Annotated in this window: 16 protein-coding genes; 1 reads left to right on the top strand and 15 read right to left on the bottom strand. The window is 47.8% G+C overall.

The window, feature by feature from the left end:
• The first annotated feature begins 179 nt into the window (after positions 1-179).
• Entirely contained in the window at positions 180-851 is a 672-nt protein-coding gene (locus OOK74_RS04060; protein ID WP_274722257.1) for an SDR family oxidoreductase, read from the top strand.
• Between the two features lie 21 nt (positions 852-872).
• Here the strand turns inward: OOK74_RS04060 and OOK74_RS04055 are convergent, their stop codons facing one another.
• The 15 genes from OOK74_RS04055 to OOK74_RS03985 all read right to left on the bottom strand — a co-directional run bounded on the left by OOK74_RS04055 (position 873) and on the right by OOK74_RS03985 (position 12,884).
• Positions 873-1,619: an MlaA family lipoprotein gene (locus OOK74_RS04055; RefSeq protein WP_274722256.1), complete on the bottom strand. Its 747-nt coding sequence runs from the start codon at positions 1,617-1,619 to the stop codon at positions 873-875.
• A gap of 68 nt (positions 1,620-1,687) precedes the next feature.
• On the bottom strand, positions 1,688-2,905 hold the full coding sequence (ccmI, locus tag OOK74_RS04050; protein ID WP_278183153.1) for a c-type cytochrome biogenesis protein CcmI: 1,218 nt from the start codon (positions 2,903-2,905) through the stop codon (positions 1,688-1,690).
• A 2-nt stretch (positions 2,906-2,907) separates the two neighbouring features.
• The gene (locus OOK74_RS04045; protein WP_278183253.1) at positions 2,908-3,351 is read right to left on the bottom strand and encodes a cytochrome c-type biogenesis protein; all 444 of its coding nucleotides are present in this window, start codon (positions 3,349-3,351) and stop codon (positions 2,908-2,910) included.
• A 29-nt stretch (positions 3,352-3,380) separates the two neighbouring features.
• Entirely contained in the window at positions 3,381-3,935 is a 555-nt protein-coding gene (locus tag OOK74_RS04040; RefSeq protein WP_274722254.1) for a DsbE family thiol:disulfide interchange protein, read from the bottom strand.
• Positions 3,936-5,891 (bottom strand): heme lyase CcmF/NrfE family subunit, encoded by a 1,956-nt coding sequence (locus OOK74_RS04035; RefSeq protein ID WP_278183152.1) that lies wholly within the window; start codon positions 5,889-5,891, stop codon positions 3,936-3,938. It lies immediately after the preceding gene.
• A complete protein-coding gene (ccmE, locus tag OOK74_RS04030) occupies positions 5,888-6,367 on the bottom strand; it encodes a cytochrome c maturation protein CcmE (RefSeq protein WP_274722252.1) in 480 nt (159 codons plus the stop codon). The genes OOK74_RS04035 and ccmE overlap by 4 nt, the downstream gene beginning before the upstream one ends.
• Positions 6,364-6,570, bottom strand: coding sequence for a heme exporter protein CcmD (gene ccmD, locus OOK74_RS04025; protein WP_166013323.1), 207 nt, complete (start codon positions 6,568-6,570; stop codon positions 6,364-6,366). The genes ccmE and ccmD overlap by 4 nt, the downstream gene beginning before the upstream one ends.
• Positions 6,570-7,322, bottom strand: coding sequence for a heme ABC transporter permease (locus tag OOK74_RS04020; protein ID WP_274722251.1), 753 nt, complete (start codon positions 7,320-7,322; stop codon positions 6,570-6,572). Before OOK74_RS04020 ends, ccmD begins: the two co-directional genes overlap by 1 nt.
• Positions 7,323-7,415: 93 nt before the next feature.
• Entirely contained in the window at positions 7,416-8,084 is a 669-nt protein-coding gene (gene ccmB, locus OOK74_RS04015; RefSeq protein WP_274722250.1) for a heme exporter protein CcmB, read from the bottom strand.
• Positions 8,081-8,707 carry a cytochrome c biogenesis heme-transporting ATPase CcmA gene (gene ccmA, locus OOK74_RS04010; RefSeq protein ID WP_274722249.1) on the bottom strand — a complete coding sequence of 209 codons (627 nt, stop codon included), beginning with the start codon at positions 8,705-8,707 and terminating at the stop codon, positions 8,081-8,083. Before ccmA ends, ccmB begins: the two co-directional genes overlap by 4 nt.
• 259 nt (positions 8,708-8,966) lie before the next feature.
• Positions 8,967-9,446 (bottom strand): DUF2802 domain-containing protein, encoded by a 480-nt coding sequence (locus tag OOK74_RS04005; RefSeq protein ID WP_274722248.1) that lies wholly within the window; start codon positions 9,444-9,446, stop codon positions 8,967-8,969.
• Complete coding sequence (locus OOK74_RS04000) at positions 9,446-9,940, bottom strand: chemotaxis protein CheW (RefSeq protein WP_166013328.1); 495 nt, start codon at positions 9,938-9,940, stop codon at positions 9,446-9,448. Before OOK74_RS04000 ends, OOK74_RS04005 begins: the two co-directional genes overlap by 1 nt.
• Before the next feature lie 54 nt (positions 9,941-9,994).
• Positions 9,995-10,981 (bottom strand): chemotaxis protein CheW, encoded by a 987-nt coding sequence (locus OOK74_RS03995; protein WP_274722247.1) that lies wholly within the window; start codon positions 10,979-10,981, stop codon positions 9,995-9,997.
• On the bottom strand, positions 10,974-11,750 hold the full coding sequence (locus OOK74_RS03990; protein ID WP_274722246.1) for a ParA family protein: 777 nt from the start codon (positions 11,748-11,750) through the stop codon (positions 10,974-10,976). Before OOK74_RS03990 ends, OOK74_RS03995 begins: the two co-directional genes overlap by 8 nt.
• Before the next feature lie 9 nt (positions 11,751-11,759).
• Entirely contained in the window at positions 11,760-12,884 is a 1,125-nt protein-coding gene (locus tag OOK74_RS03985) for a protein-glutamate methylesterase/protein-glutamine glutaminase (protein WP_274722245.1), read from the bottom strand.
• Positions 12,885-12,892: the final 8 nt, after the last annotated feature.

Genomic DNA, 12,892 nt, shown 5'->3' with positions numbered 1-12,892 from the left:
CACCCACATTCTGCAATCATTTTTGTGAATGAATGCAAACTATTGAGTTTCAATTTGAATTATCTAAGCTCACTCGAGCTCATTCACATTGCATTCACATTTTATCAACTATTATAACCACACTCATTTACAGAAATCCTCGCTAACAAAGCGCACAAAAATACGGAAAGGTGGCACACATGGATATAAAAAGTGCAGTAATCTTAATAACTTCTGCCAGTTCAGTGCTAGGTAGCACCTTAGCTATCCATTTTGTGCGGCTTGGAGCACGGGTGATGTTATGCGATCTCAATCTGTCTGGTTTAGTCAAAACTTATCAGCGTTGCTGTGCAATCTCAGATCAAGTTGCTTATTTTCATCTGTGCGATTTTTCACCAGAAAGCATTGAGCATCTACTTGATATTACCGAGCAGAAATTCGATCGTGTGCCAGATGTATTGATTAATAATTTACCCTCCGCCCCCCTGCCCTCTTTGGTCGATGAGAAACCGGCCGCTCAATTTATTCAGCAATTAGCGACCATTGCTTCTTCATTGTTTAATTTTAGCCATACCTGCTCACTCAGAATGCGTCAGCACGATACGAAAGGGGTGATCGTCAATGTGGTGTGCTATAACGCACCACAAGATCGGTTGGGAATTGAAAGTGCTAATTCGATGGTGTCCGGATTTACTCAATGCTGGGCTAAAGAGCTGACTCCGTTCAATATTCGGGTGGCAGGCGTTGTGCCCCAAGTCCCCAGCGCGAATGATGAACGGGTACACTGGTCGGAAATGCGCGAAGAATTGATCCGCAATACTGAATATATCGTTGCTAATGAGTATTTTAGTGGTCGAGTGATGTCCGCTTAGCCACAGCTAAGCGGTCAATGATTATAATCCTTCGCTCAAATACTCATCCAAATATTCTTCTTGTTCCGCATCATAATCATCCACTTGAATTTCCGCCTCAGCATTACGACGTTGGATGAAAGCATCGCGAGTTAAGCTATAAGGATCTGGCGAGTTGTGCAGTAAAGGCTCTTGCGCCACCAACGCCGCTCGTGTCTCCATGCCTTCCAATGTCCATTTACCAATTCCAGCCCAGGTATTGAGGTAAACCAGTGGAAAATAAAGCCCATCGACCAGATCACCGACTTGACGTAGCGTATAAGGCCCATAACCTGGGAACATAAAGTAAGGGCCATTGCCAACCCCATAGTGACCAACGACATCGCTGAACTCTTTGCCATTGCTTTTTCTGATCCCAGCTTCAGAAGCAATATCAATAATGCCCAGTAAACCCAAACTGGTATTAATCCAAAATCGGTTAAAGTGATCGGCGGCTTTTGAACCATTACCCATCAACAGGTTATTGACGACACTCGCTGGCTCATCCAAGTTAGAGAGAAAGTTGCCAACTCCGGTACGTACTGGTTTAGGCACATAGCCAACATAAAACAGCGATACCGGACGTACAATGTACGGATCGAGGTAATCGTAGTTAATCGTCCACATTTGTCGGTTAAAACCTTCTAAAGGATCATTCACCTGAGGGGACGACGGCTCCTCATCTGGAGCACTACTACACCCAACCAATAATGAGGTTACCAAAACAATCCAAGATAAACGGCTAAGCATATGTTATTCCATGTACTAAGACCGATGTGGTCATCGGTCTTATTGATACTATTATTCAGCAGGTAATGTTATGGATACTGCTTATCAAGTATAACCTCAACCGGCTGTCCAGGCTGGGTTATTTGGCTTTCAGCATACCAGTCACCCGTTTTGGTGGTCACATTACCATCACGGTCAAGGCGGGCATGTACCACAAAAGATTCGAGGCTGGATAATTTTGCCCCTTCAAGCATACTGTTATTATCATCCAAGACTACGGTTCTTGGGAATTCGCCAAGTGGATAACGCGCTGCTGCCACCGGAATTGGCGAACCTGGAGCATGGATCGATACCATCAGTACCGCAGTCGGTTCAACCTGAGTCTGGGCACCCAGCTTAATCGTGACTTTCACCGATTGCCCCTCCGCCGCCAAGTCTTGTCCCATCCGTTGTCGCGCACTGTCAATACTGCGTGTGAGCATCTCATAACGTGCATCGTCGGGCTCGATCACTTGTTGCATGAAGCTCCAATATTTTATCGCGGTTGCAAAATCACTATTTTCAAAAGCATCGAACGCCAATAAAGAGTAGACGCGCAAATCCGGATAGCCATGTTGAGCCAGCTTCAGCAATATTGATTTGGCCGCTTGCTGATCCACTGCGTCATTAGACAACATCAGCGCTTGCGCATAACCAAATTGCACTTCTGGATTATCACTATCCAGTGCGAAGGCTTTTTTCATTGCGCCAATAGCGCTATTCAAGTCACGATTAGCCAAGCCTATGCGCCCTAACAGCAGCCACCCCGTCACATCATCGGCTTGAGAATGCAAGCGAGTGCGTAACGCCAAAGTCAGATCATTCATCTCTTGGTCGCTGAGCTCAACTTGAGGAACCATTAACTTTTTCGATAACTGTGGCAGTTGTGCCGTAACCTGTTGCCAAGCTTGTACTTGCTGATAATGACCAAACTGTGCGTATAAGGCAGAGCTTAACCCGATCACCACCAAAACTGCAGGCACAATCACTCGCCAAACTGCCACTTGGTTTTCTGGCTGGTGCTTTTGCTCAAGCGGGATATCATCTAACAGGGTTTGCTTTAAATCGGCAATCAGCTCTTGCTGATCTAGCACAATCCCTTCTGCCGTTTCTTGTTCAAGCTCTTGCAAGCGGTCTTTATAAAAAGCTTTATTGAGTTGATCACGCAGCAGTTGATCATTATTCACTCGGGGTTGCATCAACGGGATGACGATAAACGCCACCGCAATCGCGATCAACAATAGGGTCGAAATCCAAAACAGCCACATGATTATTTCTCTCCCTCATGCTTTTCAGTGAGCAGATCCTGCAAACGTGCTTCTTGCTCTGCACTCCATTCGCTGGCATTGAGTGAATCCTGCTTTTTACGGCGACTACGCAGTACCATCAACGCAAAACCAATCACTAAGACGGCAATCGGTCCTAACCAAAGGATCGCCGTGCCGATGGTCAGAGGCGGATTATAAGTTACAAAATTCCCGTAACGGGCGATCATGTAATCGACGATTTCTGCTTTCGATTTACCCTCTTTAGTCATCTCATAGACTTTTTGCCGCAGATCTTGCGCCAGCTCCGCATTCGAATCGGCAATCGTGTTGTTTTGACATTTAGGGCAACGCAGAGTAGCACCTAAATCCTGAAACTGTTTTTCTTGCTCAGGGGTATCAAAATCATACACTTCGATGGTCGCTAGAGCAGAAAGCGATACCAGCATGGCGACACAAGCCGCAACCCACCACTGCTTCATTGTTTCGCCTCCGCCAGTAACTGAGCATAAAGAGGAGCTAAGGTGGTTTGCCAATTACGCGCATTGACATCACCAACATGGCGATAACGGATCACCCCCTGAGCATCAATCAGGAAAGTCTCTGGTGCGCCATACACCCCCAGATCCAACCCCAGCATACCATTGCCATCAAACAAGCTGATCAGATAAGGATTGCCTAATTGATTCAGCCATTGGGTCGCTTTATCGCGTTGATCTTTATAGTTAAGACCAATGATTTTCACCCCCTGCTCAGCAAGCTGGTTGAGGTATTGATGCTCGGCATAGCAAGTCGGGCACCAGGTCGCCCATACGTTTAACAGTAGCGGCTCACCGGTAAAGATCGATTGATCATATAACTTGCCCGGTGCAGCTAAATCTTCAAGCCGAAATTCCGGCACACTTTTTCCAACCAGCACCGATTCCAACTTGGTCGGATCATCGCCGTCGGAATTTCTGACTAACTGAGTTGCAAACACTCCAGCCAGTAATAAAAATGCGATGAGTGGGATAAATAAAATTTTCTTATTCACTTAAACCTCCGGCGATAGGTGCTTTCTAAAACGGTAGCGTTTGTCACTAATTGCCAATATTCCAGCCAGCGCCATCAGCAAACCGCCCGCCCAAACCCAGCGAACGTACGGTTTATAATAAATCCGTACCGCCCAAGAACGGTTGTCATCTAAACGCTCACCTAGCGCAATATAGAGATCACGCGTGATACCGCGGTCGATCGCCGCTTCGGTCATCATTGATTTAGCGGTACGGTAGAAACGTTTTTCCGCATGTAAGGTATTGATGTATTGGCCTTGGCGAGTGATTTCAAACTCCGCAATATAGCCGTCGTAGTTCGGGCCATCGTTATCGCGCACCGCTTGGAAATAAAAGTCATACTGGTTAAGCACGAAATTCTCGCCTGGCGCTAAACGTACATCACGCTCAATACTGTAATTTTGTACCATCGCAATACCGATAATCGAGACGGCCAATCCAGCATGTCCGAGCAGCATCGCCCAGTGGCTACGCGGCAACTTACTGATCCCTCGGATAAAACTATGCCGGTGGGTAGCTCGTGTATACAGTTCATAACCATGCAGCAGTAAAATCCACCACGCCATCACCCAGCCAAGATAGGCCATCAAGCTAAAAGAGGTAGCATTGAGCCACATCATCAGCCCCGACAGCGTCAATGCGGCAGATGCACTGATCAGCATAGGTTTGACTAAGCTTGAGAATTGATCTCGCTTCCAGCGGATCAGCGGACCAATACCCATAAAAAACGCAAATGGGATCATTAACCAAGCAAATAGCATGTTAAAGAAAGGGGCACCAATCGAGACCGAACCAAGGCCAAGCTGTTTATGCACCAAAGGCAGTAGAGTGCCAATCAATACCACGGCTAACCCGGTCATTAACAATATGTTATTCACCAGTAGGCCATTTTCACGCGACACAAGGTCGAAGTTACCCCGCACTCGCACCGCAGCACCCTTGATCGCGAATAACAGTAATGAACCACCAATCACGGCGATCAAAAAGCCAAGAATAAACATACCGCGCGCCGGATCGGAGGCAAACGCATGAACCGAGACCAAAATACCCGAGCGCACTAAAAAAGTGCCGAGCAAGCTCAATGAGAAAGCAGATATCGCCAGTAATACCGTCCACGCCTTAAATGTGCCACGTTTTTCCGTCACCGCGAGCGAATGCATTAACGCGGTACCGGCCAACCAAGGCATAAATGATGCGTTTTCAACCGGATCCCAGAACCACCAGCCGCCCCAACCGAGTTCGTAGTAAGCCCACCAAGAACCCAATACGATGCCTAATGTTAAAAACAGCCATGCGGCAATTGTCCAAGGCCGCGACCAACGCGCCCAAGCGGTATCAAGCCGACCAGTCATCAGCGAGGCAATCGCAAATGAAAAAGCGACCGAAAAACCGACGTAGCCCATGTACAGCATCGGAGGATGAATGATTAAACCAGGATCTTGCAATAATGGGTTTAAATCACGCCCATCAATGGGAAAATAAGGCAAGGTGCGTAAGAAAGGATTGGAGGTAACAATGATAAACAGCAAAAATCCAACCGTGATCATCCCCATCACCGCCAGCACTCGGGCTACCGACTCTTGTGGCATACCACGGCTAAAACTGGCTACCGCCACCGTCCAGCCCGCTTGGATTAACACCCAAAGCAATAGCGAACCTTCATGGGCCCCCCATACTGCGGTTAACCGGTAGTACCAAGGCAATTCACTATTGGAATTACTGGCCACATACTGCACAGTAAAATCATTGCTGTAGAATGCCCATAGCAAAATTACAAAAGAAACCAATAACATGCAGAACATACCCCAGGACAAAGGGCGTGCAGTGTTAATCAGTATTGTGTTATTGCGTGAGGCACCCAGTAGCGGCAATCCACTCAGTAAAACCGCTAATGCTAATGCCAGGATAAGTGCAAAATGGCCAATTTCCGCAATCATTGAGCGCTTCCTTGTTGTTGTTCCGTGTACTGTAACGGTGCATGAGTTTTTTGCATCGCTTCTGCAACTTCTGGTGGCATGTAGTTCTCATCATGCTTGGCCAGCACTTCGAACGCCTCAATCCGCGTCGGCTCAACTAAGATCCCTTGTGCAACAATGCCCTGACCTTCGCGGAATAAATCCGGCAAAATGCCATCATAGGTCACAGTGATACTTGGCCCTACATCGTGTAGATCAAAACTCACTTGTAACGAACTTGCATCGCGCTTGACAGAACCTTCAACCACCATGCCGCCAATACGCAACCGTTGACCAATTTCGGGTTTTTTCCCTTCTTTGCCATACACTAGCTCGGTTGGGGTATAGAACAGATCCATATTCTGGTTCAGCGCATAGATAATTAATCCCACGGTGGTACTTAAACCAAACAAGATGGCTAACACCACAGCGAGCCGCTTTTTACGTCTTGGGTTCATAGTGTGTTCTCACTCTGTTTTGCGGCATCGATACGCGCTTGCCGCTCAAGTTTATTGCGCACCTCAGCCAGTAGCTGCTGCTTGCGTCTAACGCTGGCCACCCACAACACCGCCATTGAGAGATAGGTCAAACCAAATGCGCTCCAGACATAGCTGGCATACCCGCCCATCGCTAAAAAATCGCTGAAAGATTGAAAATGCATTACTGCTTGCCTCGTAGAGATTGATTGGCCAACTCACTAACCCAAGGTCGGTGACTTTCCCGACTCACAATTTCATTGCGCAGACGGATCATGGTTAACGCCGCAAAAAACAGACCAAAACCGAAGATACAAGCCAGCAATGGCCATAACATCTGCGGTGCAATCGAAGGTTTCGCCAATTTAGTGATGGTGGCTCCTTGATGTAAGGTATTCCACCACTCAACCGAGAAATGGATAATCGGTAAGTTAATCACTCCGACGATCGCCAAGATACCGGCGGCTTTGGCCGCGGTCTTTTGATCATCAAATGCATGATAAAGCGCAATCACACCTAAATAGAGGAACAACAATACCAGTTCCGAGGTTAAGCGAGCATCCCACACCCACCAAGCACCCCACATCGGTTTGCCCCAAATTGCCCCGGTGATCAGGGCAATAAAGGTATATAGCGCACCGATCGGCGCCATCGCTAAAGCGGCCATATCCGCCAAGCGGATCTGCCAAACAATGCCGATAAAGGCAGCAATGGCCATCGACATATATACCCCCATCGACCAGATTGCGGCTGGTACATGGATATAGATGATCCGAAAACTGTCACCTTGCTGATAATCGGCGGGCGCATAAGCTAAGCCAAGCACTGTCCCTAGCGCGAGCAACACAAATCCTAGGCTGGCAAACCAAGGCAGCAACTTACCACACAGTTGATAAGCGACGTCTGGTTTGGCATAGGGATGAAGCCATTTCCACATGTTGATCTCACTTTAATTTTTGATTGCAATATCGTTGATATATAAATAAATTTTGAATTTAAATCTCACGCAGGCTGCGTAAGTTCGAGCACATTACTGCACACTCACGCGCAGTGCCGCACTGATCGCTAACGGAGTCAATGTCATCGACCCGACCAGCATCGCGCCTAAAATGGCCAGTTGCCCGTTATATGCCATACCGAGGTTGGCCGCATCGATGGCTGACGTCGCAAAGATCAGCACGGGAATAAATAGTGGCAGCACCAGCAGACTCAATAGCACACCACCTTTGGGCAGGCCTACGGTTAACGCCACGCCAATCGCGCCAATAAAACTTAAGGTTGGAGTCCCGAGTAACAGCGTTAACACTACGGCTAACCAAGTTGTGCTATCAAACGCGAGTAAAATTGCCAGTAATGGACTGAGCAAAATCAGCGGTAATCCGGTCAATAACCAGTGTGCCACCACCTTAGCCAGTACCACCATCGCGAGCGGTAGCGGCGTCAGCATGGCCTGCTCTAAAGCGCCATCTTGAAAATCATCACGAAACAGCCGCTCTAACGAAAGTAAGGCGGCTAATAATGCCGCCACCCAGACGATACCAGGTGCAATGCGCGCCAATAACGCAGGCTCAGGGCCAACACTTAACGGAAACAGCGTGATCACTATGATAAAAAACCACAGCGGATTAAACACATCGGCTTGACGGCGCAAGGCAATCAGCAATTCACGACGGATAAACTGAGTAAAAGCCGCCATCATAACCGTTCACCACCAAGGCGAATTTTGCGCAGTTTAGGATTGTCGGCAAACATATCCTGATGGGTGGTTAGGATCACAATCCCTCCTTGCTCAGCATGAGCTAAAAATAGCGCTTCGAGAACTTTAACGCCCTGTTTATCAATCGCGGTCAATGGCTCATCGAGAATCCACAATGTTTTTTGGCTTAACCACAATCTCGCCAGTGCCACTCGACGCTGTTGGCCTGCGGAAAGTTGTGCCACTGGCACATCTTCTAGCCCCGCCATACCCACTTTAGCCAATGCTTCAAAAATAGCTGATTGCTCACAACTTTGCTGATGTACCGCTAAGTAAAAACGCAAATTTTCTAATGCAGTAAGTTCACGCTTGATGCCCGTTTGATGGCCTAGAAACAACAAATCTTGATGGTAGCTTTCACGATCGGCTTGGATCCGGCGCTGCTGCCAGAGAATATCACCAGACTCGCACTCCGCTAGGCCAGCAATAATGCGCAATAATGTGGTTTTACCGGTGCCATTACGCCCTTCAATTTGGACTAATTCACCCGCCCCAATCTCAAAACTGAGTGCTTCAAATAAAGTCCGCTCATCACGGATCGCGGTAAGATTTTTAACTTGTAACATGCTTATCCACACACAGATTAGGGGGCGGTTATATTACCACAGCAAGAGGCAGACTAAAGCCGCTAAGCGGCTTGTCCATCACGAAACTAGGTAAGAAACTATTAAAACTTCGCAGATCTTGTCGGCAAATAACCCTTTATGGTTAGCTGGCTAATCATTTATCGGTATGCTTTTATTTCATACTACGCAGCAATAAAAAAAGGAAGCTTGCGCTTCCTTCAACCATCGACACTTGTTGCAATCACTCACCAAACGGCACTTAAGATCTCACCTTATGGGTACGACCTTCCGGATGACTCGCTAAAGGCGGGATCGTCTCTTTACCCGTCAACTTATTTTGCAGCGACATCATCAGCTCAGCTTCGGCTTTGGGCAGTTCACACTCTTGGATCAGTTCATTGAGATCGGCGCCCAATTGCACCATTTTACTGGCTCGGGTATACAGACGCGCGTCTGCGTCGGTATTTTCTTGCTCCAGTAACCGGTCATTTAAATGGCGGATCACATCTTGTTGCTCACTGACTTTTTGGCCTAAACCGACCATAGCCGAACGAACTTCCAGTAACTGTCGGTTGGACTTTTGCAACTCTTTATCCAGCTGACGGATCTGCTGACGAAAAGATTCGCTTTGCCGACGCAAAGCAAACTTGAAGCGCCATCCAATCAAAATGATGCCAAGCAAGATCGCTACCACACCTCCTGCCAAGACAGAAGGTGTTAACCACGTTAAGTCAGCCATTATAGGTGAGCCATGTCGTCCCATTCTTCATCGCTGAGAAACTTATTCAGATCGACCAAGATCAACAACTTACCATCACGGTTGCTCACCCCTTGAATGAATTTAGAGCTTTCATCAGTGCCAACACTTGGGGTTGAATCAATTTCAGATGAACGCAAGTAAACCACTTCGGCCACGCTATCAACCAAAATACCAATCACTTGGCGTTCAGACTCAATCACAATGATCCGCGTGTTGTCGGTGATTTCACCTTGCATCAAACCAAAGCGTGAACGGGTATCAATCACGGTCACAACATTGCCACGTAAGTTGATAATACCTAATACATAATCAGGCGCTCCTGGTACTGGCGCAATTTCTGTATAGCGCAACACTTCACGAACCTGCATTACGTTAATGCCGTAGGTTTCTTCTTCCAATTGGAACGTTACCCATTGAAGTACTTCATCGTTCGACTTGTCTTTTCTGAGTTTCACTTCATTCGCCTGAGACATACTTTTCCCTCTCTAAGTCGTTGCCGACTCTCAATATATTAGTTTTCCAGTACATTAGTTTTCCAGTGCTTTGACATCGAGCCCAGCATTGAGCATCGCGATCAATGCTTGCACATGGATTAAAGCGCACATTTTTTGTTTAACCATACCCGCTAGCCAAGGTCGTTTACCTACCTGTTCACGCCAGCGTACTTTGTCACTACTGAGTAATTCTGTGCCCAGCAGCTGAGTGCTGGCCAATCCCCACGCACTCTCACCTAACATCACAATATACTGATAAGCTTGTTTGTAACTATCATCATGCAGCTTCTCAGCCATAACCCACTTCGCAGTATCCACCACATCAAGTTGGGCATCACGATTGGTTTGCAACCCCAAATACCAAGCGGGGCGACCAATTAAGTGATTCAGGCTTGCCATACGATGAATTCCGCCTAATTCCTCTAGTGGTACCGCAAACGTGACACCATTCACATCAAAATAGAGCACTTGAAAATCACTGGTACGGATGGTGTTGTTCCAGGTTCCGAGTTGAGCCGAGCCCGCTTGAGTTTCTGGTTCTACGGCGGCCACGCTCACCGGCTCAGCCACCACTTCCACTTCTTCCACCAAAGGGATCGTTGGTTCTACTTCACTCTCCGCCAGCGCTAAAGTTTCAGTAAGCGTGATCTCTGGATCACTATTTTCAATCTCCCACTCTTGGAGCTCTTCCTGCACTGTGGCTGATTCGAGCTTAGGCTCCACTCGCACAATTTTGGCGGTATTCTCAGCAAAAATCGGCTCAAGATCCAAGTCTGCGATAGGGTTACTCGTTTCCAACTGGCTTAGCAAGCGCTGTACATCATCTAAGTTGGGCAGTTCGAGTTCTTCCAACTCGGCATCCAAGTAGCGAGGATTGAACACAGGCTGGACGACAGGAGCCGGTACCAAATCAGCAGGTGGTACAATTTGAGTTAACTCACTATCGGCTGTCTCTTCATCCAATAATGCGCTGAAGTAATCATTCAGCGCTTGTTCGCTTGAGATCAAGGCATTACTCATCGATAGCGAGCCTCTCTAAAAACAGCAGTAGCTGCTTATAGGCGAATACACCGCGACTGCTTTCGGCAAAATGAGAAGCCGGCAGACGTTGTAAACTGGCATCGCGAAACTTAGTATCAATCGGTACGGCAGAGGTCCAGACTTGAGCTGGATAATCCTTTTTCAACTGATTTAATGTGTGTAGCGACGCTCGAGTCCGCTTATCGTACATGGTGGGAACGATAGTGACTTTAAATTCACGGCTACGCGATTTTTGCATAATCGCCAGCGTACGCACCATGCGCTCTAAGCCTTTCATGGCCAGAAATTCGGTCTGCACTGGGATCAAAATCCGATCACTGGCGGCCAATGCATTGACCATCATCACACCAAGGATCGGTGGACAATCGATCAGCACATAATCGTACGCATGGCGCAGCGCCAACAAAGCACGCTTTAGGATCAACCCCATACCACTACGATTGCCCATCACCCGATCGAGAGTGGCCAATGACATATGCGCCGGGATAAGGTCAATCCCTTGAATATCGGTCTTTAAGATTAAAGGCCGCACCGTCGCCTCATTGTATTCCGCTAACTGAAACAGGTCGAATAAGCTCGCAGGAACCCCATCTGAGTCATAGCCCAAATAGGTGGTCAGCGAAGCGTGCGGGTCAGTATCCACCAGCAAAACACGCTTACCCTGCTGGCTTAACAAGCCTGCCAGAGTAATCGTAGTGGTGGTTTTTCCAACCCCACCTTTTTGGTTTGCGACACTCCAAACGATCATGGCGATTCCTTATGCGAGCCCGACTTCTACCAACATGCGCTCTGCGATTCTATCCAATGGCAGATCTTCAGATGAGATGCCAGCCTTAGCCACCGCTTGTGGCATACCATACACCACACAGCTCTCTTCATCTTGAGCCCAAATCGTTGCGCCAGCCTCTTTCAGCATCCGCGCACCTTCACGGCCATCTGCGCCCATGCCAGTCAACACCATAGATAATACTTTGTCGGCAAAGATTTTAGCGGCAGAGCCAAAGGTGACATCCACACAAGGTTTGTAATTCATGCGGTCACCACCGTCAATAATGCGCAGCCGCGCACTACCTAAACGTCCATCCAACATCATTTGCTTGCCACCAGGAGCCAAATAAGCAACACCAGGGCGCAGAATATCACCGTCTTCAGCTTCTTTGACTTCAATCTTACACAGCGAGTTAAGACGGCTAGCAAACGCTGCGGTAAACGTGGCTGGCATATGTTGGATCAGCACAATCGGGTGGGGATAATTGGCCGGTAATTTGGTCAAAATTTTCTGTAATGCCACCGGGCCACCGGTTGAGGTGCCAATCGCGGTGAGCTGATATTTTTTACCGGAAGCTTTAAAACGTGTGGTCGAGGCAGCGGGTACACTACGGCTGTTTAGTGGCGTGCTCGATACCGTGCGATCTTGTGCTAACGGAGTACTCAGCGAACTAGATGACGCTGGCCGAGTGATCGTCGGACGACGTAAAAAGATTTTTTTCGAGGCGATCGAGAGCACGCGCTGTTGAAGTAGCGTGACCGCTTCATCACGGTTGCGTGCAATATCTTCAAATTTTTTGGGTAAAAAATCTAACGCTCCGGCATCTAACGCATCTAATGTTGCTTTAGCGCCATCATGGGTCAGAGAAGAGAACATCAAAATCGGTACAGGATTGCTGGCCATAATTTCACGGACCGCAGAAATACCATCCATCACCGGCATTTCAATATCCATCGTGATCACATCAGGCTTGAGTCGAGCGGCCTTTTCGACCGCTTCTTTGCCATTTACAGCAACATCAATGACTTCTAAACGCGATTCAGCGTTGATGATTTCACTCACCCGTCGACGGAAAAAGCTCGAATCATCAACCACTAATACTTTAATCGCCATGTTTATCC

The organism is Vibrio misgurnus (assembly GCF_029635775.1).
GTDB classification, from domain to species: Bacteria; Pseudomonadota; Gammaproteobacteria; order Enterobacterales; family Vibrionaceae; genus Vibrio; species Vibrio chanodichtyis.
This window is presented reverse-complemented; position numbering and strand designations above follow the sequence as displayed.

Coding starts and splice junctions, on each gene's coding strand:
- OOK74_RS04035 (WP_278183152.1), bottom strand. CDS start 5,891: ATGATTGCGGAAATTGGCCATTTTGCACTTATCCTGGCATTAGCATTA.
- ccmI (WP_278183153.1), bottom strand. CDS start 2,905: ATGTGGCTGTTTTGGATTTCGACCCTATTGTTGATCGCGATTGCGGTG.
- OOK74_RS04060 (WP_274722257.1), top strand. CDS start 180: ATGGATATAAAAAGTGCAGTAATCTTAATAACTTCTGCCAGTTCAGTG.
- OOK74_RS03990 (WP_274722246.1), bottom strand. CDS start 11,750: ATGATCGTTTGGAGTGTCGCAAACCAAAAAGGTGGGGTTGGAAAAACC.
- OOK74_RS04055 (WP_274722256.1), bottom strand. CDS start 1,619: ATGCTTAGCCGTTTATCTTGGATTGTTTTGGTAACCTCATTATTGGTT.
- OOK74_RS03985 (WP_274722245.1), bottom strand. CDS start 12,884: ATGGCGATTAAAGTATTAGTGGTTGATGATTCGAGCTTTTTCCGTCGA.
- OOK74_RS04045 (WP_278183253.1), bottom strand. CDS start 3,351: ATGCTGGTATCGCTTTCTGCTCTAGCGACCATCGAAGTGTATGATTTT.
- OOK74_RS04005 (WP_274722248.1), bottom strand. CDS start 9,446: ATGGCTGACTTAACGTGGTTAACACCTTCTGTCTTGGCAGGAGGTGTG.
- ccmD (WP_166013323.1), bottom strand. CDS start 6,570: ATGCATTTTCAATCTTTCAGCGATTTTTTAGCGATGGGCGGGTATGCC.
- ccmB (WP_274722250.1), bottom strand. CDS start 8,084: ATGATGGCGGCTTTTACTCAGTTTATCCGTCGTGAATTGCTGATTGCC.
- OOK74_RS04000 (WP_166013328.1), bottom strand. CDS start 9,940: ATGTCTCAGGCGAATGAAGTGAAACTCAGAAAAGACAAGTCGAACGAT.
- ccmE (WP_274722252.1), bottom strand. CDS start 6,367: ATGAACCCAAGACGTAAAAAGCGGCTCGCTGTGGTGTTAGCCATCTTG.
- OOK74_RS03995 (WP_274722247.1), bottom strand. CDS start 10,981: ATGAGTAATGCCTTGATCTCAAGCGAACAAGCGCTGAATGATTACTTC.
- OOK74_RS04020 (WP_274722251.1), bottom strand. CDS start 7,322: ATGTGGAAATGGCTTCATCCCTATGCCAAACCAGACGTCGCTTATCAA.
- ccmA (WP_274722249.1), bottom strand. CDS start 8,707: ATGTTACAAGTTAAAAATCTTACCGCGATCCGTGATGAGCGGACTTTA.